This window comes from Bradyrhizobium sp. CCBAU 11430 (assembly GCF_028128855.1).
GTDB classification, from domain to species: domain Bacteria; phylum Pseudomonadota; class Alphaproteobacteria; order Rhizobiales; family Xanthobacteraceae; genus Bradyrhizobium; species Bradyrhizobium ottawaense.
Genome location: NZ_LBJV01000073.1, coordinates 47,550 through 70,466, shown reverse-complemented (window position 1 = coordinate 70,466; position 22,917 = coordinate 47,550). Strand labels below are relative to the sequence as shown.

Below are 22,917 nucleotides of genomic sequence, written 5' to 3'. Positions count from 1 at the left end.
ACGACAGCGGCAAATATGCAGTCCTGCCATCTACATTGATGAGAGGTCGCCGCGATCGGCTCCAATTTGAATCAAACAGATATCGCCGTTGTGCGAAATCAGGGAACGCGCCCAGCGCGTCCGCAAGGACTGCACGCCTCACTCTGCGGCTTCAAGATTGGCGGGTTTGTCGATGTCGCCGAGCGGAGACACCGCAGGGCCGTTGAGCGCGGTGCCATCCGGGGCGAATTGCGAACCGTGACACGGGCAATCCCAACATTGCTCGAGCGCATTCCAGTGCACGACGCAGCCGAGATGGGTGCAGCTTGCCGAATGCAGATGCAAATGTCCGTTCCGGTCCCGGCACGCCGCGATCTTCTTCAGGCCGCTCCGGACGAGGCGCCCCTCCCCGGGGCGCAGACGTTCGACGCCCGCGATCTCGCTCGCCGTCAGATACTCCGCGAAATTCTTCAGCGGCGTGATGTTCTCGCTGATGAACTCGCCGATGTTTTTCTGAATCTTGCGTGCCGGGGCGTAGACTTCCTCCCACGGGCTCGCCCCGGTCATGACGAGATCTGCAATCAGCATGCCCGCCACCAGCCCGTTCGTGATGCCCTGTCCGGAGTCACCACTGACGATGAAGAGATGCTCCTCGCCGGGGCTGCGGCCAATGAAGCCGACGAAATCGCTCGGCTCCAGCACCTGACCTGACCATCGGTGAGTGACCCCGCGCAGCGCCGGCAATCGCTCGCGCGCCCAGCGCTCGAGCGCGGCAAGGCGCTGTGCGCCGTCGTCCGCTTCACCGGATTTGTGATCTTCGCCGCCGATGATGACGAGATCCTCCTCCGCAGAGAGCGGCTGAAGCCTGACATAGTGATAGGGATCGAGCGTGTCCCAATACAGCGCATCCTTGAGCGCGCCGGCCGGGATTTTGGCGGCGAGCGCATAAGTGCGGTAAGGCGCCTGCTTGGTATGGATCGCGACCTGCACATTGACCGGCGAGTTCGTCGCGACGACCACGTCGGCGGCGCGGACCTCGTAGCCCGAGCCGGTCGTCACGATCATGTCGCCACGCGCTTGACGGATGCTTTCAACGCAGGTGTCGGCGTAGAGCTGCGCCCCGCGGCGCTGAAGTGCGCCGGCCAGTCCGGCAAGATATCTGGTCGGGTGCAGGCGCGCCTGGCGGGCAAAGCGCAACGAGCGCACGAGACCTCCAGAATGGAATACGGTCGGCTCGGCGCAATTTTCGACGGGAATCCCGAGCTTGCGACAGCAATCCAATTCTGTATCCAGCTCGGATGCAGGCGTTTCGGGCGCCTGCACCCAGTAGCCGTCGACACGCCGAAAATCACAATCGATGTGCTCATCGCGCTGAATGGCCTCGGCGCGGGCGATTGCGGCTTCGACGCTCTGATAATAGTGCCGCGCACAATCTGGGCCGCGGACCCTGACCAATTCGCCGTAGCCATCGTCGAGCGCCGTCGCCAGATGCGCCGTGGTGCGCGCCGTCATCCCGCTACCAATGCCGCCGCGATCGAGCACCGCGACGGAGCGTCCATGGCAGGCCAGTTCATAAGCCACGGACAGCCCGGCTATTCCAGAGCCGATGATAACGACGTCCACGGCCACGGTGCGCGACAGCGCGGGGGCATCCGCGACCGAAACATCCATCCAGAGCGATCGCGTGTACTCGTCCCGTACGTTCATGACGCTGCTCCTTCGAAAAGAACAACGATGCGGCAGAATGTGGGTTCCTGCCCACCCTGCGCAGCGCAAACGCCATCGAAAGTCCCGGCGCTGATTAGGAACCTTCGTCGCGCTCGCGCTTGAACCGGCATGAAAGATCCATCACCCGGGATGCGCAGGGCATTACGTCATGCCCAACTGTACGGTCACTTGCTCGTCCGAAATGACAGGCTGTATTACCCGGGAGGTAACCATCCCATCTGCTCGGTGCAGCTTGCACGGGAGATGGTCAGGTCAGGATGGATGACAAAGCGAGGCGGCGACTACGAGATCACCCCCGACGGGCAGCTCGCCGCAGAACGCGAACTCAGCCACTGACGCGGGATCGCAGCTCTCGGCGGCGATTCCCGGCGCTTGCGATCGATGCGGATCAGACGCCCAGCACGTCCGCGAGCCGCAGCTCGTCGGCGGCGGGGTCCTTGAGGAACAGCTCGTCCTCGATCTCGGTCAGATGCGAGAGCATCTGCGCGCGCGCAGCCTGCTTGTCGCGCTTGCGGATCGCGGCGACGATGCCGGCGTGATGATCGGTGCCGCAAGCGGGCGTGTCGTGGCGGCGGTACAGCAGGATGATGAGCGAGGAGCGCGCGATCAGCTCCTTGAGGAAGCTGAGATAGATGCTGTGGCCGCTCATCTCGGCGACAAGCTTGTGAAACTCACCGGAAAGCCGAACCGAGGCGCGCGCGTCGCCGCGCAGCTCGGCCTCGCGCTCCTCGGTGAGATGTTGCTGGAGACGATCGAGCCAGGCCGGCGACATCGCGTCGATGGCATGATCGACGATGGTGGGCTCGATCAGGCGCCGCGCCTCGAACACCTCGCGGGCATCGGCGGGCGTGGGGCGCGCGACGAACGCGCCGCGGTTCTTCTCGATGTTGACGATGCCCTCATGCGCAAGTTGCTGCAGCGCGGTGCGGACCAGGGTGCGGCTCGCGCCGTAGATCTCGCCGATCTCGTCCTCGCCGAGCTTCGTGCCCGGCAGCAGGCGATGCTCGAGGATCGCGGCGGTCACGCCCTCCCGGATGCGGCTGACGCGATCGCTCGCGTCTGGCGCGTCGGATTTGGGGCGGGTCTTGGCGGCCATTGGTTCGAGAGTTGGGCTTGAGGGCTCGGTCGACGACGTTCGCTTTTGAATTTTAGTCGACGACCTGTATCCAATCACAGGCGAAACTTTATACAATCTTCGCCTATTTTGTGTGCAAATCACCGTGCAGGCGGCGGGCAGCCCGGATGCACCGGATTCGATCTAACGATCTGACTCCGCTGCACAGTTTTGAGAAATCGGCGGACCGAAGCTGGTTGGCACGGACCTTGCGGAGAGAGGCCGGAAGCACCGCCCCTCCCCGGACACGCCATGGCCACTCCCGCCGCTCTCGAACTGGTCGCCGTCACCAAGCGCTACGACACGACGCTGGCGGTCGACACCGTCAATTTGAAGATCCCGGCCGGCACCTATTGCTGCCTGCTCGGCCCGTCCGGCTGCGGCAAGACCTCGACCCTGCGGATGATCGCGGGCCACGAGGCGGTCAGCGGGGGCGACATCATCCTCGGCGCGCAGAACGTCACCGACCTGCCGCCGGCCGAACGCGGCACCGCGATGATGTTCCAGTCCTACGCGCTGTTTCCGCATCTCAGCGTGATCGACAATGTCGCCTTCGCCCTGAAGATGCGCGGCGTCGACAAGCCGACGCGGCACAAGCGCGCCGGCGAACTGCTCGAGCTGGTTGCGATGAGCCAATATGCGGGCCGTCTCCCGGCACAGCTCTCCGGCGGCCAGCAGCAGCGAGTCGCACTCGCCCGCGCGCTGATCACCGAGCCGCAGATCCTCCTGCTCGACGAACCGCTCTCCGCGCTCGATCCGTTCCTGCGCGTGAAGATGCGCGGTGAATTGAAGCGGCTGCAGCGCGAGCTCGGCATCAGCTTCATCCAGGTGACCCACGGCCAGGAAGAGGCGATGGCGCTCGCCGACCACATCGTGGTGATGAACCACGGCCGGATCGAGCAGCAGGGCACCGCGCGCGACATCTTCCACCATCCCCGCACCGAATTCGTGGCGCGCTTCATCGGCGGCCACAACGTGCTCAGCGACGCCGGCAAGCTGATCGCCGTGCGGGCCGATCAACTCGGCATCGCGCCGTTCATCGACGGTGGGTTCGGCGCGCCGGCGCGGCTGATCCAGACCGAGTACCAGGGCTCCTACATCGCCGTCTCGCTCACGCTCGACGACGGCACCGCCCTCTTCTCTCACGTTCCCGAAGCCACTTTCGACGTCCACCCGTTCCGTCCGGGCGATCGCGTGCTGGCCACCTGGGATCCCGCCAAGGCGCAACGCCTGCAATAGCGCCGATCGATCACTGGAATGCGCAACAGAGGAGTGACTGACATGAGCGAGACCACCAGGACAAAGGGCGTCAGCCGCCGCACGCTGCTCAAGGGCACCGCCAGTCTGGCCGGCCTTGCCGCCGGCTCCGGCGCCATCACCGGCTTTCCCTATGTGAAGTCGGCCGAGACCAAGGTGCTGCGCTATCTCGGCACCGCCGTGAACGAGGGCGACGACATCTCCAAGCAGTGCCTGAAGGACACCGGCATCAAGATCGAATACATCACCGCGACCACCGACGACGTCACCAAGCGCGTGATGACCCAGCCGAACTCCTTCGACGTGCTGGACACCGAATATTTCTCGCTGAAGAAGATCGTGCCGTCGGGCAACATCCTTGCGCTCGACGCCAGGAAGATCAAACAGTTCGACAACATCACGCCTGTCTTCACCAAGGGCAAGACGCCCGGTGGCAAGAAGATCGGCGGCCAGGGCACCGCGCCCTGGAAGGTCCTCTATCTCGAAGGCAAGGACTCCAAGAAGTTCGCGACGTCGGCGACTGAATTCGTCACGCTGATTCCAACGGTCTACAACGCCGACACGCTGGGCATCCGCCCCGATCTGATCAAGCGTCCGATCAGCTCCTGGTCCGAGCTGCTCAACCCCGAATTCAAGGGCAAGGCCTCGATCCTCAACATCCCCTCGATCGGCATCATGGACGCCGCAATGGTCGTGGAAGCCACCGGCAAGTACAAATATGCCGACAAGGGCAACATGACCAAGGAAGAGATCGATCTCACCATGAAGGTGATGACCGAGGCCAAGAAGGCCGGCCAGTTCCGCGCGTTCTGGAAAGACTTCAACGAGAGCGTCAACCTGATGGCATCAGGCGAAACCGTGATCCAGTCGATGTGGTCGCCGGCAGTCACCAAGGTCCGCTCGATGGGCATTGCCTGCACCTTCCAGCCGCTGAAGGAAGGCTATCGCTCCTGGGCCTCGGGCTTCTGCGTCTCCAAGGGCGTCTCGGGCGCGAAGCTCGAATGGGCCTATGAGTTCGTGAACTGGTTTCTGTCAGGCTATGCCGGCGCCTATCTCAATCGCCAGGGCTACTACTCCGCCGTGCTCTCCACCGCGAAGGCGCATATGGAGCCCTACGAGTGGGCGTACTGGATGGAAGGCAAGCCGGCCGAGAAGGACATCAAGGCACCCGACGGCTCGCTGCTCGAAAAGGCGGGCGCCGTGCGTGACGGCGGCTCCTATGAGGACCGCATGGGCGGCGTCGCCTGCTGGAACGCGGTGATGGACGAGAACGACTACATGGTCCGCAAGTGGAACGAGTTCATCGCAGCGTGATTTGATGGACACGTCAGAGGACATCCTGCAACAGGCATCCCCGGACCTCGCCCGGGGACCCGACACCGCGCGCGCCGCAAAGGCCGCGCGGTTGTCGCCGTCCTTCATCTCCTGGCTCCAGGCCGGGCCGATGATGCTGGTGTTTCTCGCCTTCTTTCTCATTCCGCTGGTCTTCGTCGTCATCGTCTCGTTCTGGGACTACAACGAATACCAGTTGCTGCCGGCGTTCTCCGGCCGCGGTTACACCGACACGTTCGAAGGCTGCATCGCGCAGCTGCCCGATCTCTGCACGATCGGCAAGACTTATGTGAAGACGCTGAAGCTCTGCTTCCTGGTCTGGGCGATCACGCTGTTCATCGGCTTCTGGGTCGCCTATTTCCTCGCCTTCCACGTCAAGTCCAAGACCTGGCAGATGGGATTGTCGCTGCTCTGCACGATCCCGTTCTGGACCTCCAACGTGATCCGCATGATCGCCTGGATCCCGCTGCTCGGGCGCAACGGCCTCGTCAATTCGGGCCTCGTCAAGACCGGCCTGATCAACCACCCGCTGGAATGGCTGCTGTTCTCCGAATTCTCGGTGGTGCTGGCGCTGGTGCACCTCTTCACCTTCTTCATGGTGGTGCCGATCTTCAATTCGATGATCCGCATCGACAAGTCGCTGATCGAGGCCGCCTATGACGCCGGCGCGACCGGATTCCAGACGCTGGTCAACGTCATCATCCCGCTGGCAAAGCCGGGCATCGTCATCGGCTCGATCTTCGTCATCACCATCGTGATGGGCGACTTCATCACCATCGGCGTGATGGGCGGCCAGCAGATCGCAGCTGCCGGCAAGATCATCGAGACGCGGGTCAACGCGCTGCAATTCCCGGCCGCTGCGGCCAACGCCGTGATCCTGCTCGCGATCACCTTCCTGATCATCACCATGATGTCGCGCATCGTCGACATCAAGAAGGAGCTCTGAGCATGAAGGAAGGACGCCCGCGCTCTTTCTACATCCTCGCGATCTTCTTCGCGGCCTATGTGCTGTTCCTCTACGGCCCGATGATCGCGATCTACGTGCTGTCGTTCCAGGGGCCGCAGGGCGGCCTCACCTTCCCGATGAATGGCGTGTCGACCTTCTGGATCGCAAAATTGTTCCAGGGCACCGGCATCGTCGATCTCGGCGCGGCCTTCCGCCGCTCGCTATTGCTCGGCATCATCGTGATGATCGTCACCGTCGTGCTGTCGGTCGCCGCCGGCATGGCCTTCCGCAGGAAGTTCAGGGCGCAGAGCATTCTGTTCTATTCGGCGATCGCCAGCCTGATCGTGCCTTCGATCATCACCTCGCTCGGCATCTCCCTTGAATTTCGCATCATCGACGATCTGATCAAGGCGCATTGGAACGAGAATTTCGAGACCTCGATGGGCCTGCTCACATCGGGTCTCGGCGCACACCTGACGTGGACGTTGCCGTTCGGCCTTCTGATCATGTTCGCGATCTTCAACCGCTTCGATCCCCGCCTCGAGGAAGCCGCGCGCGATCTCGGGGCGACGCCGTGGCAGACGTTCCGCCATGTCGTGCTGCCGATCATCCTGCCTTCCGTAATTGGCATCGGCCTGTTCGGCTTCACGCTATCCTGGGACGAACTCGCCCGCTCCAGCCAGGCGATCGGGGCGGTGAATACGCTGCCGCTCGATCTGCAGGGCCTGACCACCACGGTGACGAATCCCGACATCTATGCGCTCGGCACAGTGATCTCGGCTGTCTCGTTCACGGTGATCACGCTTGCGCTCGGCACCATCCACATGCTCAACAAGCGGCAGGCGGCCAAGGGTTCGGACGCCGGCAAAGGCCTTGTCTGAGAAGGGACTTGTCTGCGAAGGGACTCGTCTGATCGAAATGCGACTGCACATCGTCAATCCCAACACCACTGCTACGATGACGGCGAAGATCGCCGCTGCAGCGCGCAGCGTCGCCCTGCCCGGCACGGTGATCGATGCGCGGCAGCCGACAATGGGCCCGGTCTCGATCGAGGGATTTTACGACGAAGCCTTCGCCGTGCCCGGCATGCTCGGCTGCATCCGCGAGGCCGACCGCGATGGTGCGGAGGCCCACATCATCGCCTGCTTCGACGACACCGGCTTGGATGCCGCCCGCGCCATCGCGAAGGCGCCGGTGATCGGCATTGGAGAGGCCGGCTTCCACATGGCGAGCCTGATCGCCGCGCGCTTTGCCGTGGTGACGACGCTCGGTGTCTCCATCGTGCCGATCGAACATAATCTCAAGAAGTACGGCCTCGCCGAACGCTGCACCCGCGTCCGCGCCGCCGAGGTCCCGGTGCTTGCGCTCGAGGAGCGCAACACGGACGCGCTCGCAAAGATCTCCACGGAGATCACGGCCGCGATCCGCGACGACCGGGCGGAAGCCATCGTGCTCGGCTGCGCCGGCATGGCCGATCTCGCCGCTGAGCTCGCCACCACCCATGGCCTGCCCGTGATCGACGGCGTCGCTGCTGCGGTGACGCTGGCGGAATCACTGGTGCGGCTGGGCCTGAAGACCTCCCGCCTCGGGCCCTACGCGGCACCGCGCGCGAAGACCTATTCCGGGCCGTTTGCGCCGTTTCAACCTTGATTCCCGCGCCAGGGCGGAGCCTTGGAAGCCGCAAGACCCGCTGATTCCTGGTTTTTTGGCCCTTAGCCTCTTTTTGGTCCCATTCCTTGCGGAAACGTAACACTTTCGGGACGCCCCGGCGACCTCTGGTTGCCGGTCTTCGCCACTCACCAAGTTTCAATTTGGGTTTTGTCAGCGATGATCGATCTCGCCCAGGACACACCGTCGAACCCCCTGCTTCGCCTTGGCGCCCAGCCCATCGCGCTGACCGCCGCTGCGCTGCTGCTCCTGATCGCGGGGGTGACCTCGATCGCGATCTGGCGGGCCTATACCGGCGCCGCACCTGAAGCTGACCGGGTGGTGGCATCGCGGCAGCTCCAGGCCCGTACGGCCCAGGCCTCCGAGCAGCTGGTCGAGAAGACCAAGGGGCTGGAGGCGACCCAGCAGGAATCGATCGACCAGCTCCAGGTCGTGCAGGACCAGCTCCAGACGATGAAGCGGCTGATGGCGGCGCAGCAGGCCGACACCAAGCGCCTGTCCGAACAGGTTGCATCGCTGAACGAGTCCATCGACGGCTTGCGGCAGTCGTTTGCCAGCGCACGGGCGACCGAGGTTGAAACGCCCTCGGTTACCCGCAGGAAACCGGCGCGGCACCGTGTCCACGCCAGTGCGCGAAAGCGCTCGCGCGGCTAACTCCCACCACGCCCCGTGGAACTTTATTTTCGCCACTTGTGAACTGGATCACATTCAGCCGTATGATTCCGCGCGATGGTCGCCCTTACCGGATGGCGTGAGCCGATTTCAATGTCCGGGGCTGGCAAGGTCGTTGACGGTATACTGCGTCAACGGCCTTGTTTTTTGTGGGACGCTATTCGCAGACGTCCACGCGGCGAATACGCCAGCCCGCCGGCGTCATGACGCGCTTGCGCGCGACGTAGCAGCCGCCATAACCGTCGTTGTAGTCGCCGTAGCCGGTACTATAATAGTACGGATTGCCGTAGTAGGGGGAGCCGTAGCCGTAATAACCGCCGTAGTAGCCGGCACCGGCGATGCCCGCTCCGATCGCGACACCTGGCCAGAACCCGCCGCCATGCCAATGGCCGCCATGGCCCCAGCCGCCCCCGCCGTGCCCCCAGCCGCCATGTCCCCCGCCATGTCCGAATCCGCCTGCGTGGACCACCTGCGGCGCCGACAGCCCGACTGCCGCGACGGCCAGCGCCGCCATCATCATCCTGCGTAACATCACTCGATCCTCCGCGTGGACACGCTCCACGCTTCAAAGCGGGATCAAGCTAACGTCACTTGGGCATTCGGGACAGCCACGCTGTCTCACTTCCGCGCGAGGATCAGCAGCCGCGACAGATGCTCTTGAGCTTCTTGTCGAGCATCCGATTCTCGGCATTGACGGCGGCATCGGCGCCGCCGCCTGTGCCGCTGCCAGTCGTACCGCCGGAGCCCGGGCCGGATGACTGAGCCGTACCCAGGCTGTTGGTGCCGGGCGGTGGAGCCGGCGAGTTGGCGACGCCACCGCTCGATCCAACGGAGCCTCCAGTCGATCCCGCGGCGCCTCCGGTCGATCCGGCCGAACCGCCGCTCGCCTGCGCGAACGCGGCGGCCGGCATCGCTGCGAGGGCGAAGATCACCATCATGGTCTTGATCGAGACGGTTGCAGGCGATGCAGCCATGAGAATTCTCCTTTGCCGGTCAACCGCCGCGGCGAAGGCAGGTTCCGGAACAAATGCCGTCACGTCAGCTTGAAAGCGAGGAGGCTCAATCAGGATGACCGATCGCGATCCTTTTGCAGAAGGCGAACGCGCCGCGCGCGACAACATTCCGGCCGAGGCCAATCCCTATCTCGGCGGCAGCGACGAGCATGCGCTGTGGGCCGCCGGCCACGAGAAGGTCGCAGGCGCGACCGAAGCGCGCGAATCCGAGGGAAGCTGACGTCCCGCTCCGGATCGCGCACCGATCGCTATGCGGCCGCCACCCTATTCTCGGTCCGGTCCTCGACCATGGTCACGAACATGTGGGACTCTTCGCTGGCGCCGCCGATCTGAACCCGCCGTGCGGAGATCACGCGACGCCCGCGCGCGGGATTGTCGATGGTGTCGATGATCGGCGCGAGCTGCTGCTTCTGCGCGAGCAGCTGCTTGTCGCGCCGCTCGATCAGCTCGGCCGCCTCCGGGGAGAACAATTCCCGCGCGGTCTTGCCGATGATCTCGCCGCGCGACATGCCGATCATCTTCTCGGCCGCCTTGTTGACGAAGACGTAGCGCAGATTGCGCGCATCCTTGGCGATGATGCCCTCGGCCACGTTCTCGATGATGGTGGCGAGGAAGCGCTCCATCCGCTCGAGAATGCGCTCGCGCTGACGCTGTTCGGTGACGTCCTCCTGCACGGAAACCCAGCCGCCGCCGTCCATCGGACGCTCGTAGATCTTGATGATGCGGCCGTCGTTCAAGGCGATCTCGTAGGCCGCCGGCTCGCGCCTGGCGATCCGGTCGAGAACGGCCGCGACATATTTCGCGACGTCGCCGCTGAACAGCCCGCTCTTGACCCGGTGCTGGAGGATATCCTCGAGGGTCGATCCAGCCTGGATCGTCTCGGGCAGATTGTAGATCTGCCGGTAGTTCGAGTTCATCGCGACCACGACCGCCTTGCCGTCGAGCATGATCAGTCCCTGCGGCATGCTGTTGATAGCGGCCGAGAGCTGCCACTTCTTGGCCTGGTACTTGTCGTTGAATTGGTCGCGCTCGGTCCTCGCGGCGTCGCGCGCCTGGGCGGTGCCGAGCTCGAGCTCCTCGAGCTCGAAGATGCGCGCGACGGCGTCGCGGAAGTTCTGCACGGCGCGCGCAAGACGTCCGATCTCGTCGTGACGGCCGAGATGCGGCACCTCGCTCTTGACGTCGCCCTGCGCGATCCGGTCGGTCGCCTGCGTGATATCGGCCAGGGCGCCGACGACCGAACTGCGCATGACGACGACGTTGAGCGCCGCCAGCATCAAGGCGGCGAGTCCGAGTGCGAACAGATAGGCAGCCGCATAGCGGTTCTCATTGGCAAGCTCGTCCGCCTCGCGGGCGCGCTGCTGGTAGATGCGCTCGAGCGCCTCGATATCGCTGTTGAGCTTGCTGCGCACGATGCGGTTGGCGTCGTTGTCGCCCCATTCGCGCCCCGCGGCCGGGCTGATCTCGATCCCGCGCCGCACCAGTTCCTGACGGAAGTCGATGAATTGCATGATGCGCTGGCGGAAGCTCGCGAACAGCTCGGCGTCGTCGTTGCCGACGTTCTTCTCCATGCTCTTCACGGCCTCGGCGAGCTCGTGGTTGCGCCGCACCAGCCCGTCCGCGAACGGCTTCATCGCACGACGATCGGCCGACATGTAGATGCCGCGTGATTCCATCACGATGGCATAGATCAGCGCATTGATGCGCCCGACGCCGATCGCCGCCTCGGCGGCGGTGACATGCATGTGGCGATACGTCATCTGCAAGCGTACGGACTGGACCGACATCACCAGGAGGAAGGTGGTGACAATCGCAAGGAAGGCGGCAATGCTGTAGACCTTCTCGGCGACCGTCAGCGTGTCGGCGCCGCGCGCGAGTCTTACGAACTTCTTCAATAGATTGGTTCCGGCACCGAAGCCGGATCCCAGCGCCGTCGCATCCATGGCGCCGCTCCTCCTGGTTGAAAACGCTCAACAATAAGCGTGATCGCGCTAGCGGAGGATTAAAGTACCGGCCTGTATTTGTACGGTACGGAACCGTGCCACTGGGCGGACCGGCCGCGCAGACTTTCTCAACCGATCCGCTTCAAGCCCTTTTTGAAGCGCGGACCATTGGCGACGTAGAACCTGGCCGCGCTTCCCATTCGCTGCACCTGGGCGTCGTCGAGCGTGCGGATCACGCGCGCCGGTGAGCCGATGATCAGGGAACGTTCGGCAAACTCCTTGCCCTCGGTGATGACGGAACCGGCTCCGACGATGCTGTTGCGGCCGATCTTCGCCCCGTTCATTACGATCGAGCCCATGCCGATCAGCGCGCCCTCCTCGATGGTGCAGCCATGAAGGATGACATTGTGGCCAACCGTGCAGTTCCGGCCGATGTGAAGCGGAAAGCCGAGATCGGTGTGGCAGGTCGAGCCGTCCTGCACATTGGCGCCCTCGCCGATCTCGATCCATTCATTGTCGCCGCGCAGCACCGCGCCGAACCAGACGCTCGCACCCGGCTTCAGGCGCACGCGGCCGATCACGGTGGCGGTCTCGGCGATGAAATAATTGCCGTCGGCGGGAAGGTCGGGCGCCTGCCCGTCGAGTTCGTAGATCGCCATGGAGGTCTCCTGTCGCGTTGACCACTGGCATAGCCAAACGGCAGCCGCGACGCAAAGGCCCCGCGTCGGCAGCGCTCAATGCGCGGGCGTCAGCCCAGAACGCCGGCCGCGCGCAACGTCATCAGGAAGAAGGTGCCGCTCATCATGCTCCAGAAGCCGGCGATGAGGGTCGCCATCATCACGAACTCGGCACGGCGGCTTTCCACGCGCATGCCGCGCAGCGTGTTGCGCATGATGATGAAGGGCGCGGCGAACACCAGGAACGGCACCGCAGCGAAGGTCTTCGGCGCCACGCCGTCCTGCAGCAGGCCGAAGCCGGCGGGCCGCTGCGCCAGCGCCTGGTATCCGTTCACGAGCGCACCCGCGAGCGCGAAACCAATGCAGATCGAGAAGAAGGTGTTGAAAGCTTCAGGTGTCATCGGAACGGTCCGCCCTTACGCAACGCCGAGCATTCCTGTGACAAATGGTGCCGGTTAACGCTACATTATCCTTAAGGGAAGGTTAACGCCGCCGTCCCGTCCACGCAGGGCCGTCCCCGCCCCCCGCAGCCGGGAACGCTGCGCGAAATCGGCGCCGCATGGCATATTCGCCGCTGATTCGTCGGCCACCGGCCGACTTCCGGCTCGACCTCGCGCAAGCTCATGACGGTGTTTTCGGCAGTTCCCCATAGGTCCCCCCGCACGCGCACCTGGGCGCATGCCGTCCCGATCGTGCTCGGCGGCATTGCCGCGGTGTGCGCGGTCGCGCTCGTCGCCTATCTGTTGTGGCCGACCTGGGGCACCCGCGGCGCGAACGCCCCGGACAAGCTGCCGGTGAGCGTCGGCGGCACGCTGTTCAACCTGCCGGTCACGGCGATCCGCATGAAGATCCAGCGGCACTCCGGACCGCAGGAGCGTATCGACCTCGACTTCCTCTATCCCTCTCTGGAGCCGCCCGGCACGCCAAAGCACGTCACCGCCGACACGGTGGAAGCGGCGGTGCAATCGATCGACCGCATCTTCCTGTCGATCACAGCCCATCACGATGCGCTCTCGCCCGAGCAGCGAACTGCGACGATCTATCCGCGCTATCTCGACCAGGCCGCAGCGATGCCCGCGGACGGCCTGACGATGCGGATGTTCCGTGCTGACACGCCCTACGGCAGCGAAGATTTCTATTCGGCTGCAAGCCCCGCGCTGACCGCGCGCTGCACCCGCGATGCGTCAACGCCCGGCATGTGCCTGTCCGAGCGCCGCGTCGGCGGCGCCGACCTCACCTTCCGCTTTCCGCGCAGCTGGCTGTCACAGTGGCGCGATGCGGCGGAGGCGATGGACAGGCTGACGGCGCAGTTGCGCGGACCGAAGGGGTAAGCGCGGCCGCGAGATCGGCTTGCAGGCCGGGCTCAACCCACACCGAACAAAATCTCGAAAACAACCCCATGCGGGCAGGCTCAATCCTGCCCCTTCCGCGCCCGATAATGGCTCGGCGTCGTGCCGACCGCCTTGCGGAAGGCGCGGTTGAAATTGGCCTGCGAGGAAAATCCCGCGGCAAACGCGATATCGACCAGCGGGCGATCGCTGGTCGACAGGAGCCGCTTGGCGAGATCGAGGCGCTGACGGCTGACATATTCGTGCGGTGCAGTTCCGGTCGCCGCCTTGAAGCTGCGGGAGAAATGCGCCGGGCTCATGCAGGCCACCGATGCAAGATCCTTCACGGTGAACTCGCGCTCGACGGATGCGTCGATGAATTCCGTGACGCGCGACAGGCGCCTCGCATCGAGCGGTTTCTGCACGGCATAGGATTGCTTCAGCCGGACTGAACTGGCGGCGTAGCTGTGCACCAGATGGGCGGACAAGGCCCGCCCCAGGCTTTCGATCAAAAGGCGGCCTGTGGAGGTCTCCTGCGCGAGCTCCGCGAGAATGCGGTCCGCGACGTGCTCGATGAACATGTCCCGGTCGATGCTCTCGTAGCGGATCGACATGCCCGAGGGATCGATGTCGAGATCCCTGAGCATGGTGTCGTCGAACGGCTTGCCCGGAAGAAAGAGATGCAGGCATTCCTGCATCTGGTCCTCGACGCGGATGAAGTCTTCGCGGATGCCGGCCGGGCAGAGCCAGACGGTGCCTCTCCTGCCGAAGGTGCGCTGCCGCATGCCGGCGCCTTCGCGGTCGACGACCGAGCTGCCGCGGAGCAATATCGCGATCTCGGTGTCGCGCGGCAATTGCGGAGGGAGGTCGCCCGGCTCATGACTCCATCGTTCGGCCAGGAGATGCCCCCACCGCCGGTCGTTGGACGTCTGGAGCATTCTGCCGGTCACATATTTATCGACAGAGTTGCCAAGCATACCCATCGGAAATCTCCGCCAGATCACGCGATGTATGGGTAGAGAGGTATTGCCGGTTCAGGCAATTAGCATGCCAGAGAACCGGCAGGGCGTCCACCGGCCGAGAGCAGTCCGGGACAACAACACCGCACGTTTTGAAAAGCCAGGGCGCGCCCGGCCGCCGCATCCTTCGGACCGTCTTGAATCAGGAAGCGGAGAGATCCATGGCGAGGTCCACGGTCATAGGCGCATGCCCCCACGACTGCCCCGACACCTGCTCCATCCTGACCACGGTCGAGGACGGCAAGGCGATTGCCGTCCGCGGCAATCCTGATCACCCGTTCACGCGCGGACGCCTCTGCGTCAAGGTCAACAATTACGAGGAGCGCGTCTACAGCGACAAGCGCGTCCTCTTTCCGCTGAAGCGGGTCGGCCCGAAGGGCTCACGGCAATTCCAGCGGATCTCCTGGGACGAAGCCATCGACACCATCGCATCGCGCTGGAAATCAGTGATCGCCGAGCACGGCGCGCAGGCGATCCTGCCCTACAGCTATCTGGGCACGCAGGGCATCATCAACGGGTTGAATGTCGGAGATCCCCTCTTCAACAAGTTAGGGGCGACGGTTCTGGAGCGCACCTTCTGCGACTCTGCCTCTTGCACAGCGTACATGATGACGATCGGGCACACGCCCGGCGTCGACCCCGAAAGCTTCGTGCACTCGAAATACATCATCCTGTGGGCCTGCAACACGCTGAGCACGAACTCGCATCACTGGCCGTTCATCGAGCAGGCAAAAAAGGCCGGCGCCAAGCTCATCGTGATCGATCCCGTCCGCACCCGCACCGCGCGCCTCGCCGACTGGCACATTCCGATCCGGCCCGGCACTGACGCCGCGCTCGCGCTGGCGATGATCCACGTCATCATCAAGGAGAACCTGCTCGATCGCGATTACGTCGACAAATACACCATCGGCTACGACGAGCTGGTGGACCGCGCGGCGAGCTACACCCCGGAATTTGCGTCGCAGGAAACTGGCATTCCCGTCGACGACATCCTCAAGCTGGCCAGAGAATTTGCGACCACACCGCCCGCCGTCATACGCATCGGCGTCGCGGTCGAGCGGCATGCCGGCGGCGGCCAGACCGTGCGTGCGATCGCCTGCCTTCCGGGGCTGATCGGCGCCTGGAAGCATGTCGGTGGCGGCCTGCTCCAGCTGCCGATCTGGGCCTTCCCGGTCAGATGGGACGTCTTGATGCGGCCCGACCTCCAGCCCGAGAAGATGCGCGTGCTGAACTCCTGGCGCCTCGGCCTGGCGTTGACCGGCGAACTCGGCTTCGATCCGCCGATCAAGGCGCTGTTCGTCTACAACGCCAACCCGATGGCGATGGTGAGCGAACAGGCCAAGCTCGAAAATGGGCTCGGACGCGAGGATCTCTTCACCGTCGTCAGCGAGCACTTCCTGACCGACACCGCCAGATATGCCGACATCGTTTTGCCCGCAACCACGCAGCTCGAGCAGAAGGACATCATGTTCTCCTGGGGGCACCTTTACCTCTCCTACAACAACCAGGCGATCGCGCCGCTTGGCGAAGCCGTCTCCAACACCGAGCTGTTCCGCCGCCTGGCGCGCGCAATGGGCATCACCGACCCCACTTTCTTCCGGACCGACGACGAAATCATCGAAGCTTCGCTCGACTGGAGCAATCCGGTTCTCGAAGGCATCACGCTCGACGGCGTCAAGACCAAGGGCTATGCGCGCCTCAACATGCCGGCGCCCGCCGACTGGGCGCCGCATCGCGAGGGCAATTTCCCGACCGCCTCCGGCAAGTGCGAATTCAAATCGACGATCGCGGGCGGCGGCAACTTCGTGGTGCCGCTGTTCCGCCAGGGCTACAACGGCGACCAGGATGCCACGCCCGTCGATCCCCTGCCCCACTACATCCCGCCCAACGAGAACCCGCGCACGGCGCCGGTGCTCGCCACGCGCTACCCGCTCAGCCTGATCTCGCCGAAGAGCCACGCCTTCCTGAACTCGAATTACGGCAATCTTCCCGCGCAAACCGCCCAGGCCGGCGAAGAACAGGCGGTGCTTCTCAATCCAGATGATGCCGCACAGCGCGGGATCGTCGCCGGCGCGCCCATTCGCGTATTCAACGATCGGGGCTCATTCGAAGCCTTTGCGACCGTTTCGTCCGATATCATGCCTGGAGTCGTGGTGGCGCCGTCCGGTTACTGGCAGCGGTCCAATCGCAAGGGCGCGACGGTCCACGTGCTGACGCCGCCGGCGTTCGCCGACCTCGGCCGAGCCCCGACCTTCTCCGACATCCTCGTCCAAGTCAGCGGGGCCTGACGATGACTTATGTGGTCACCGACAATTGCCGGGGGTGCCGATACACCGAATGCGTCACGGTGTGTCCCGTCGAGTGTTTTCACCTCGATGAGTCCATGACCTATATCGATCCGGAAAACTGCATCGACTGCGGCGGTTGCGCGCCGGCCTGCCCGGTCGGTGCGATCGAGCCCGACTATCGCCTCGCAGCCGACAAAAAATTCTGGATCGACGTCAACCGCAAGCGCGCTGCCGAAACTCCCGTCATCAGTGGCCGCCTGCCGGCGCTGCCCGGAGCGGACGAACGCCGGCAGGCGCTGGGCCGATGACAGGCCTCGCTTCAAGCGAAGTCCGCGTCGCCATCGTCGGCAGCGGACCGAGCGGCTTCTACACGGCCGAGGCCCTCTTGCGTTCGGGTGCATCTGTGACGGTCGACATGTTCGAACGGCTCCCGGTGCCGTACGGGCTGGTGCGGTTCGGCGTGGCGCCCGACCACCCGAAGCTCAAGCAGGTGACGGCAGCGTTCGACCGCATCGCCGCCATGCCCGGCTTTCGCTTCTTCGGCGGTGTCACGGTCGGAGACGATGTCACGGTCGACGAGCTGCGTGAGGCCTATAACGCCGTCGTGTTGGCAACGGGCGCCGAACTGAGCCGGCCGCTGGGCATTCCGGGCGAGGCTCTGCCGGGGAGCCACAGCGCAGGCGATTTCGTCGCGTGGTACAACGGACACCCCGATTTCGCCGATCTCAGCTTCAATCTCGACCATCAGGCGGCAATCATCATCGGTCACGGCAATGTCGCACTCGACGTCGCACGCATTCTCGCCAAGACCGCCGACGAGCTGCGACAGACCGACATCGCGCGCCACGCGCTCGAGGTGCTGGCGGCGAGCCGGATTCGCCAGATCTCCATCGTCGGCCGCGGCGCACCGGTGCAGGCCAAATTCAGCGCCAAGGAATTGCGCGATTTCCTCGAATTGAGGTCATGCGACACGCTCGTCGACGACCGCGATGTCACGCCGAAGGACTTCGAACCGCAGCATCCCGCAGATCCGGAGCTGGTCGAGAAGCTGTCGCTGCTGCGCGGATTTTCGCAGCAGACCGCGACCAGGCCGCGCCACTGTGTCTTTCGATTTGGCTTCTCGCCCTTCGCGATCCACGGACGAGACCGGGTGGAAACCCTCTCGGTGACGCACCGGTCCGGCGCCGTCGAGGACATCGCCGGCGGCCTCGTGTTCGGCAGCGTCGGCCGCAGGACGGCGCCCGTCACCGGCGTACCCTACGACACACATCGCGGCGTTCATGCCAATGCCAATGGACGTGTCACGAACGGGCATTGCGTGATCGAGGGCCTCTATGCCTGCGGATGGAGCAAGCGCGGTCCGAACGGCACGATCGGCACCAATCGCGGCTGCGGCATCGCCACGGCAGAGGCCGTGCTGGCAGATCTTGCGCATCGGCGAGCGCGCCCGGACACGCCGGATGCGCTGCTGGCACGCGTCGTCGGCCGCGTCACCCGCGTCGTGAGCTATCCGGACTGGATGGTGATCGATACTGCCGAGAAATCCAGGGGAGCCCTGCTCGGCAAGCCGCGGGAAAAATTCGTCACAATCCCCGACATGCTCGCAGCGGTGGGCGCGTAACCCCGGAACCGATCGCGCCACCGGACCGCGCTAAAGCGCGATGCGATCAGGATGAATCGTCATCGCGCTTCAGGTTGTTGTTCAAGCATGATCTTTTCGGAAAACCGCTGCGCACTTTTCCGGACCACGCTCGCATCTATTCCTGATCGACGAGATCGTCTTCGAGGATCGCCATCTGGAACTGGAACGAGCGGTCGTCGTCCTCGTCGTCGACGAAGAGCACGCCGATGAATTCCTCGCCGATATAGACTTCGGCGGAATCGTCCTTCTTCGGCCGCGGCACGACGCGGATCTTGGGATTGCCGAATACGCGCTTCAGATACGCATCTAACTTTCTGACTTCTTTGACGTCCACGGCAAGTCTCCGATCGAAAATGGTCGGCGGGTTTTAGGACGAGACGCGACGAACCGCCAGCATGAATTGCCAAAGAATTTGGGGACCGAAAGGGCCGGAAATCCGGCCCTTTTCGCCTTCAAGGCCAGGTCTCAAAGCCCCATCGCGTTGATCATCTGATCCATCGTGCGCGACGGTTCGGCGCAGCCGGCCTCGCCGACGACCTTGGCAGGCACGCCCGCAACGGTCACGTTGTGCGGCACGGGCTTGACCACGACCGAGCCGGCCGCGATGCGCGCGCAATGGCCGATCTCGATGTTGCCGAGAATCTTTGCGCCGGCGCCGATCAGGACGCCGTGCCGGATCTTCGGATGACGATCCTCATTCTCCTTGCCGGTGCCGCCGAGCGTGACGCCATGCAGGATCGAGACGTCGTCCTCGATCACCGCCGTCTCACCGCAGACGAAGCCGGTGGCGTGGTCGAGGAAGATGCCGCGGCCGATGCGCGCGGCGGGATTGATGTCGGTCTGGAACACCGCGGAGGCGCGGCTCTGGAGATAATACGAGAAATCCTTGCGGCCTCTCAGATAGAGCCAGTGCGCGAGGCGATGGGTCTGGATCGCGTGAAAGCCCTTGAAGTAGAGCAAGGGATCGATGAAGCGCGAGGTCGCGGGATCGCGGTCGTAGACGGCCACGAGATCGGCGCGGAAGGCGTTGCCAAGATCGGGATCGTCGCGCAGCGCGTCCATATAGGCCTGGCGCACCAAGTCGCCCGACAATGCGGAGTGATCGAGCCGCTCGGCGACGCGGTGGACCACCGAATCCTCAAGGCGGCTGTGATGCAGCACGGACGAATAAATGAAAGTCGCAAGCTCCGGCTCGCGACGGACGATGTCCTCCGCTTCGCCCCGGATCCGATCCCAGATCGGATCGAGCGATGCGAGCTTTCCTCCCGGATTGACCTGATGCACTGCCATGGATTTGCTCTTTGGGATTTGCTCTTTCGAGTGGGCTCGTTTTGCCCGCTCTATAGCATAGTTTAGGCGACGAAGTCCTGACCGGCTTGCCTGGGAGTGAACAGCGCCTTGCCCCGCGAAAGCATGCCAAGACGTTGAAACAAAAGATTTTTTTCGAAGCCCCCAAGCGGCAAGGTTGGCTCAAAGTGGTCAGAGTTTTGCCAAATTCAAGTCGGGCGGCGTCAAACTATTGGTGAATTCTCTCCCGACCGTTATTGCGAGCATGGTTCGGGGCGAGGACGGGGAGCAGATTTGAGCATCACCACCGATCAATTGCGCGGGCGCGCCGCGGATACGCTTTGGCTGCGTCTGGCGGCGGTGGCCCTGCCCCTCCTGATGATCGCGCCGGCGTTCTGGAACGGCTACCCGCTGTTGCAATGGGATACCGGCGGCTATCTGGCGCGCTGGTACGAGGGCTATCTCGTCCCGAGCCGCTCCACGGTGTTCGGCCTCTATCTGCACTATGGCGAAAGTTTTGGCTTCTGGATCAACCTCGCGGTCCAGTCGCTGGCAACGCTATGGCTGTTGCAGCTCACCCTGCGCGTGCTCTCGATGATGCAGACCTTTCGCTTCGTCGCGATCAGCCTTGGCCTGATCCTGTCGACCGCGCTGCCCTGGCTTGCGAGCATGCTGCTCACCGACATCTTTGCCGGCCTCTCGGTGCTGTCGCTGTTTCTCCTGGTCGTCGGCGCAAGCCGCACCTCGGCGCTCGAGAAGATCTCGCTGTTCGTCTTCACCGCCTTTGCCGCCGCCACCCACAGCGCCACGCTCGGCGTGCTGCTCGGTCTTTGCGTCGCGGGCTGGATCGCCCGGCCGTTTCTCAAGGAGCGCCTACCGCTGGCGGGATTGGCGCAGGCCAGCCTCAGCATCGTTGCGGGCGGCCTGATGCTGGTCTCGGCGAATTATGCGCTGTCCGGCAAGCTGGCCTGGACGCCCGGCGGTTACGGCGTCGCCTTCGGCCGCATGATGCAGGACGGCATCGTCGCGCGTTACCTCGACGACCATTGCCCGCGCGAACGCTACAAGCTCTGTCCCTATCGCAATGAGCTGCCGGCGACGGCAGATGAGTTCCTGTGGGGCAAGAGCATGTTCAACACGCTTGGCCGCTTCGAAGGCATGAACGAGGAGATGGGTTACATCGTCGTGCAGTCGCTCAGGGATTATCCGGCCTGGCAGGCCGGCGCGGCGTTGCGGGCGATGGGCCAGCAATTGCTGCATGTCGCGACCGGCGAAGGCACCAATGGCTGGATCCCGCACACCCGTGGCATCATCGAGCGCTACATCCCCGCGCAGGCCGCGCCGATGCGCTCCGCGCGACAGCAGAATTGGCAGCTCGACTTCACCGCGATCAACTGGCTGCACGTGCCGGTGGCGCTGGCCTCGATGCTGGCCCTGGTCGCGCTGCTCGGCAACGCGCTGGCAAACCGCCGGCTCGACGACCTGACGCTGCTGGCGGCGACCGTGACGCTGGCCCTGCTCGGCAACGCCTTCATCTGTGCCGTCATCTCAGGCCCGCACGACCGCTATGGCGCGCGGATGGTATGGGTCGCCACCTTCGTGGTGCTGGCGGCGCTGGCGCGGCGGTTTGGCGACGACGTCAAAGCGCCATGAGATTGGAATGAAGAGTCATCGCGCTTGGTTTCGTCCGAGCAGCGAACGCTTTCATCGAAAGCAACACCCGGAACTGACTTGGCGTTCAACAGCCTATCCGCGTCGGCAAAGAACCAGAGTCCGATAGCAGCCCCTGGGCGGACTCCAAGCACTCTCGAGCGACCCGCTTGCACGTCCGCTCGTGGGCCCCTTTGCCGACGTTCCAACCCGCCTCGAGCTGAGGTCCGGACTCCAGGATGCCGAAAGGTCAGCGCCCGGCGCCGGAATTCCCGCCCGTTCCCAGGAACAAAATTTAATTTATTTAATTTATTTAATATGATTTAATCGCTTTTACCCCTCTGGAGACACTGCAATGCCAGACCAAGACGACGACCGACGGGAATTCTTGAAGACCTGCGGAAAGTTCGCCGCCGTGACGCCGCCGACCATCACCCTTTTGCTATCAACGTCCCTCACGTCCAACGCGATTGCACAGTCTGGCGCGAGGGCGGTTCACCACGACCATCAGCACCATGGCAACAATGGCTGGGGCAATGGCGGCCGCGATGGCAGCCCCAACGGGAAGGACGATAGAGGCCGCTGAGCCGACGCGCGGCCTCCGGAAGGAGACACAATGCACCCCAGGCGCCGCGACGTAGATTGGCACTTCGCCTCCACGATCGTCTCGTTGATATGGCTAGTGATCTTGGCTGCCGCGCTCATAGCGGTGCTCCTCCGAGCCCAATCCTGAACGCACAGGCGAAAAGGGCCTCGGGAAAGCGAGGATCGCGGCTGCCGGAACCACAAATGGGTTACCACGTGTTTCCCGATCGAGCGGAAGGACCGTGTTCCCGGGAGAGGCACCAGCTCGCATCCCGTTGCCCGCGATGGCGGCTTTCCTATCGCACGTCAGTTTGAAGGTCCGCAGGTGTGCACCGCTACCTGGCCAGCGGCGTTGAACTTCAAGACCGCGCTGACCAGGCCTTCACGCACGACGTAAGAGATCAGCGCTCCCTCCTCCGCCTGCTGTAAGTTGTCGAGCTTCGACGCAGGATATTGGATCATCCGATCGACCCAATACGCGCGATGACCTTCGGGCCCTGTAATGGTCTTCGTGCAACCGCAACCGCAGACGATGACCGCGTCTTCAGCGTACATCCGCAAGATCGTGTCAACATCGCCGGCGCGGTAGGCATCTAACCAATCGACCGCCGCGGCCATCGCGTCAAAGGACATACAAGCACCTCGATGCCAAAAATCGAGATTTGGCCGGCATACCAGCCAAGTCTCTCTTTCGAGAATTTTGGTGTCCTCGCCAGGTTAGGACCATATGCCGAAAGTCATAGCCTCAACGGCAAGTGGAACGGTTGGACGGGTATCCTGTTTTCCCGC

The 22,917-nt window shown here is 63.8% G+C and carries 24 protein-coding genes; 13 read left to right on the top strand and 11 right to left on the bottom strand.

Translation table 11 applies throughout. The features are described from left to right. Nucleotides 1–138: 138 nt before the first annotated feature. A complete protein-coding gene (locus tag XI04_RS35115; protein WP_028141144.1) occupies nt 139–1,686 on the bottom strand; it encodes an FAD-dependent oxidoreductase in 1,548 nt (515 codons plus the stop codon). A gap of 409 nt (nt 1,687–2,095) precedes the next feature. After that, a complete protein-coding gene (locus tag XI04_RS35110) occupies nt 2,096–2,803 on the bottom strand; it encodes a GntR family transcriptional regulator (protein ID WP_271608923.1) in 708 nt (235 codons plus the stop codon). 270 nt (nt 2,804–3,073) lie between these two features. Here XI04_RS35110 and XI04_RS35105 point away from each other — a divergent pair, with 270 nt between their 5' ends. The 6 genes from XI04_RS35105 to XI04_RS35080 all read left to right on the top strand — a co-directional run bounded on the left by XI04_RS35105 (nt 3,074) and on the right by XI04_RS35080 (nt 8,678). Next, entirely contained in the window at nt 3,074–4,060 is a 987-nt protein-coding gene (locus tag XI04_RS35105) for an ABC transporter ATP-binding protein (protein ID WP_271608924.1), read from the top strand. A 42-nt stretch (nt 4,061–4,102) separates the two neighbouring features. Then, the gene (locus XI04_RS35100) at nt 4,103–5,392 is read left to right on the top strand and encodes an ABC transporter substrate-binding protein (RefSeq protein ID WP_271608925.1); all 1,290 of its coding nucleotides are present in this window, start codon (nt 4,103–4,105) and stop codon (nt 5,390–5,392) included. 4 nt (nt 5,393–5,396) lie between these two features. After that, nucleotides 5,397–6,356, top strand: a complete 960-nt coding sequence (locus XI04_RS35095) for an ABC transporter permease (RefSeq protein ID WP_038949909.1) — start codon at nt 5,397–5,399, stop codon at nt 6,354–6,356. A 2-nt stretch (nt 6,357–6,358) separates the two neighbouring features. Continuing rightward, complete coding sequence (locus tag XI04_RS35090; RefSeq protein ID WP_038949910.1) at nt 6,359–7,237, top strand: ABC transporter permease; 879 nt, start codon at nt 6,359–6,361, stop codon at nt 7,235–7,237. A 37-nt stretch (nt 7,238–7,274) separates the two neighbouring features. Next, nucleotides 7,275–8,006: an aspartate/glutamate racemase family protein gene (locus XI04_RS35085; RefSeq protein ID WP_038949911.1), complete on the top strand. Its 732-nt coding sequence runs from the start codon at nt 7,275–7,277 to the stop codon at nt 8,004–8,006. Between the two features lie 177 nt (nt 8,007–8,183). Continuing rightward, entirely contained in the window at nt 8,184–8,678 is a 495-nt protein-coding gene (locus XI04_RS35080; protein WP_271608926.1) for a hypothetical protein, read from the top strand. Nucleotides 8,679–8,853: 175 nt separating this feature from the next. Here the strand turns inward: XI04_RS35080 and XI04_RS35075 are convergent, their stop codons facing one another. Then, nucleotides 8,854–9,228 carry a hypothetical protein gene (locus XI04_RS35075; RefSeq protein WP_028141151.1) on the bottom strand — a complete coding sequence of 125 codons (375 nt, stop codon included), beginning with the start codon at nt 9,226–9,228 and terminating at the stop codon, nt 8,854–8,856. A 103-nt stretch (nt 9,229–9,331) separates the two neighbouring features. Continuing rightward, the gene (locus XI04_RS35070) at nt 9,332–9,670 is read right to left on the bottom strand and encodes a hypothetical protein (RefSeq protein ID WP_038949915.1); all 339 of its coding nucleotides are present in this window, start codon (nt 9,668–9,670) and stop codon (nt 9,332–9,334) included. A gap of 94 nt (nt 9,671–9,764) precedes the next feature. On the opposite strand from XI04_RS35070, the gene XI04_RS35065 reads away from it, so the two are divergent. Further along, entirely contained in the window at nt 9,765–9,929 is a 165-nt protein-coding gene (locus XI04_RS35065; protein ID WP_162832279.1) for a hypothetical protein, read from the top strand. Nucleotides 9,930–9,957: 28 nt separating this feature from the next. Here the strand turns inward: XI04_RS35065 and XI04_RS35060 are convergent, their stop codons facing one another. The 3 genes from XI04_RS35060 to XI04_RS35050 form a co-directional block, all read right to left on the bottom strand. Further along, nucleotides 9,958–11,652: a PAS-domain containing protein gene (locus XI04_RS35060; protein ID WP_271608927.1), complete on the bottom strand. Its 1,695-nt coding sequence runs from the start codon at nt 11,650–11,652 to the stop codon at nt 9,958–9,960. 128 nt (nt 11,653–11,780) lie between these two features. Continuing rightward, the gene (locus XI04_RS35055) at nt 11,781–12,311 is read right to left on the bottom strand and encodes a gamma carbonic anhydrase family protein (protein ID WP_038972407.1); all 531 of its coding nucleotides are present in this window, start codon (nt 12,309–12,311) and stop codon (nt 11,781–11,783) included. An 89-nt stretch (nt 12,312–12,400) separates the two neighbouring features. Then, nucleotides 12,401–12,730: a DUF6949 family protein gene (locus XI04_RS35050; protein WP_018322105.1), complete on the bottom strand. Its 330-nt coding sequence runs from the start codon at nt 12,728–12,730 to the stop codon at nt 12,401–12,403. A 222-nt stretch (nt 12,731–12,952) separates the two neighbouring features. On the opposite strand from XI04_RS35050, the gene XI04_RS35045 reads away from it, so the two are divergent. Beyond that, on the top strand, nt 12,953–13,660 hold the full coding sequence (locus XI04_RS35045; protein ID WP_028141156.1) for a hypothetical protein: 708 nt from the start codon (nt 12,953–12,955) through the stop codon (nt 13,658–13,660). A gap of 80 nt (nt 13,661–13,740) precedes the next feature. On the opposite strand, the gene XI04_RS35040 is transcribed toward XI04_RS35045, so the two are convergent. Beyond that, nucleotides 13,741–14,640, bottom strand: a complete 900-nt coding sequence (locus XI04_RS35040) for an AraC family transcriptional regulator (RefSeq protein ID WP_240536450.1) — start codon at nt 14,638–14,640, stop codon at nt 13,741–13,743. Nucleotides 14,641–14,837: 197 nt separating this feature from the next. Here XI04_RS35040 and XI04_RS35035 point away from each other — a divergent pair, with 197 nt between their 5' ends. Genes XI04_RS35035 through XI04_RS35025 form a run of 3 tightly spaced genes read left to right on the top strand, consistent with a single transcriptional unit; the run spans nt 14,838 to nt 18,585 of the window. Continuing rightward, nucleotides 14,838–16,964 (top strand): molybdopterin-containing oxidoreductase family protein, encoded by a 2,127-nt coding sequence (locus tag XI04_RS35035; RefSeq protein ID WP_271608928.1) that lies wholly within the window; start codon nt 14,838–14,840, stop codon nt 16,962–16,964. 2 nt (nt 16,965–16,966) lie between these two features. Further along, a complete protein-coding gene (locus XI04_RS35030) occupies nt 16,967–17,272 on the top strand; it encodes a ferredoxin family protein (RefSeq protein ID WP_028141159.1) in 306 nt (101 codons plus the stop codon). Further along, entirely contained in the window at nt 17,269–18,585 is a 1,317-nt protein-coding gene (locus tag XI04_RS35025; RefSeq protein ID WP_152102747.1) for an FAD-dependent oxidoreductase, read from the top strand. The genes XI04_RS35030 and XI04_RS35025 overlap by 4 nt, the downstream gene beginning before the upstream one ends. A gap of 136 nt (nt 18,586–18,721) precedes the next feature. Here the strand turns inward: XI04_RS35025 and XI04_RS35020 are convergent, their stop codons facing one another. Together XI04_RS35020 and cysE are read right to left on the bottom strand one after the other, a co-directional pair. Next, nucleotides 18,722–18,940 carry a DUF3126 family protein gene (locus XI04_RS35020; protein ID WP_007602550.1) on the bottom strand — a complete coding sequence of 73 codons (219 nt, stop codon included), beginning with the start codon at nt 18,938–18,940 and terminating at the stop codon, nt 18,722–18,724. Between the two features lie 131 nt (nt 18,941–19,071). Next, a complete protein-coding gene (gene cysE / locus XI04_RS35015) occupies nt 19,072–19,896 on the bottom strand; it encodes a serine O-acetyltransferase (protein WP_038949923.1) in 825 nt (274 codons plus the stop codon). Between the two features lie 291 nt (nt 19,897–20,187). Here cysE and XI04_RS35010 point away from each other — a divergent pair, with 291 nt between their 5' ends. Continuing rightward, nucleotides 20,188–21,546 carry a hypothetical protein gene (locus tag XI04_RS35010; protein ID WP_028141162.1) on the top strand — a complete coding sequence of 453 codons (1,359 nt, stop codon included), beginning with the start codon at nt 20,188–20,190 and terminating at the stop codon, nt 21,544–21,546. A gap of 352 nt (nt 21,547–21,898) precedes the next feature. After that, the gene (locus tag XI04_RS35005; protein WP_038949924.1) at nt 21,899–22,129 is read left to right on the top strand and encodes a hypothetical protein; all 231 of its coding nucleotides are present in this window, start codon (nt 21,899–21,901) and stop codon (nt 22,127–22,129) included. Between the two features lie 305 nt (nt 22,130–22,434). Here XI04_RS35005 and XI04_RS35000 read toward each other — a convergent pair whose 3' ends face one another. Beyond that, on the bottom strand, nt 22,435–22,761 hold the full coding sequence (locus XI04_RS35000) for a nuclear transport factor 2 family protein (protein WP_028141163.1): 327 nt from the start codon (nt 22,759–22,761) through the stop codon (nt 22,435–22,437). Nucleotides 22,762–22,917: the final 156 nt, after the last annotated feature.

Excerpts from the sequence above, each read along its gene's own strand:
- XI04_RS35115 (WP_028141144.1), bottom strand. The coding sequence starts at position 1,686 with ATGAACGTACGGGACGAGTACACGCGATCGCTCTGGATGGATGTTTCG.
- XI04_RS35110 (WP_271608923.1), bottom strand. The coding sequence starts at position 2,803 with ATGGCCGCCAAGACCCGCCCCAAATCCGACGCGCCAGACGCGAGCGAT.
- XI04_RS35105 (WP_271608924.1), top strand. The coding sequence starts at position 3,074 with ATGGCCACTCCCGCCGCTCTCGAACTGGTCGCCGTCACCAAGCGCTAC.
- XI04_RS35100 (WP_271608925.1), top strand. The coding sequence starts at position 4,103 with ATGAGCGAGACCACCAGGACAAAGGGCGTCAGCCGCCGCACGCTGCTC.
- XI04_RS35095 (WP_038949909.1), top strand. The coding sequence starts at position 5,397 with ATGGACACGTCAGAGGACATCCTGCAACAGGCATCCCCGGACCTCGCC.
- XI04_RS35090 (WP_038949910.1), top strand. The coding sequence starts at position 6,359 with ATGAAGGAAGGACGCCCGCGCTCTTTCTACATCCTCGCGATCTTCTTC.
- XI04_RS35085 (WP_038949911.1), top strand. The coding sequence starts at position 7,275 with ATGCGACTGCACATCGTCAATCCCAACACCACTGCTACGATGACGGCG.
- XI04_RS35080 (WP_271608926.1), top strand. The coding sequence starts at position 8,184 with ATGATCGATCTCGCCCAGGACACACCGTCGAACCCCCTGCTTCGCCTT.
- XI04_RS35075 (WP_028141151.1), bottom strand. The coding sequence starts at position 9,228 with ATGTTACGCAGGATGATGATGGCGGCGCTGGCCGTCGCGGCAGTCGGG.
- XI04_RS35070 (WP_038949915.1), bottom strand. The coding sequence starts at position 9,670 with ATGGCTGCATCGCCTGCAACCGTCTCGATCAAGACCATGATGGTGATC.
- XI04_RS35065 (WP_162832279.1), top strand. The coding sequence starts at position 9,765 with ATGACCGATCGCGATCCTTTTGCAGAAGGCGAACGCGCCGCGCGCGAC.
- XI04_RS35060 (WP_271608927.1), bottom strand. The coding sequence starts at position 11,652 with ATGGATGCGACGGCGCTGGGATCCGGCTTCGGTGCCGGAACCAATCTA.
- XI04_RS35055 (WP_038972407.1), bottom strand. The coding sequence starts at position 12,311 with ATGGCGATCTACGAACTCGACGGGCAGGCGCCCGACCTTCCCGCCGAC.
- XI04_RS35050 (WP_018322105.1), bottom strand. The coding sequence starts at position 12,730 with ATGACACCTGAAGCTTTCAACACCTTCTTCTCGATCTGCATTGGTTTC.
- XI04_RS35045 (WP_028141156.1), top strand. The coding sequence starts at position 12,953 with ATGACGGTGTTTTCGGCAGTTCCCCATAGGTCCCCCCGCACGCGCACC.
- XI04_RS35040 (WP_240536450.1), bottom strand. The coding sequence starts at position 14,640 with ATGGGTATGCTTGGCAACTCTGTCGATAAATATGTGACCGGCAGAATG.
- XI04_RS35035 (WP_271608928.1), top strand. The coding sequence starts at position 14,838 with ATGGCGAGGTCCACGGTCATAGGCGCATGCCCCCACGACTGCCCCGAC.
- XI04_RS35030 (WP_028141159.1), top strand. The coding sequence starts at position 16,967 with ATGACTTATGTGGTCACCGACAATTGCCGGGGGTGCCGATACACCGAA.
- XI04_RS35025 (WP_152102747.1), top strand. The coding sequence starts at position 17,269 with ATGACAGGCCTCGCTTCAAGCGAAGTCCGCGTCGCCATCGTCGGCAGC.
- cysE (WP_038949923.1), bottom strand. The coding sequence starts at position 19,896 with ATGGCAGTGCATCAGGTCAATCCGGGAGGAAAGCTCGCATCGCTCGAT.
- XI04_RS35005 (WP_038949924.1), top strand. The coding sequence starts at position 21,899 with ATGCCAGACCAAGACGACGACCGACGGGAATTCTTGAAGACCTGCGGA.
- XI04_RS35000 (WP_028141163.1), bottom strand. The coding sequence starts at position 22,761 with ATGTCCTTTGACGCGATGGCCGCGGCGGTCGATTGGTTAGATGCCTAC.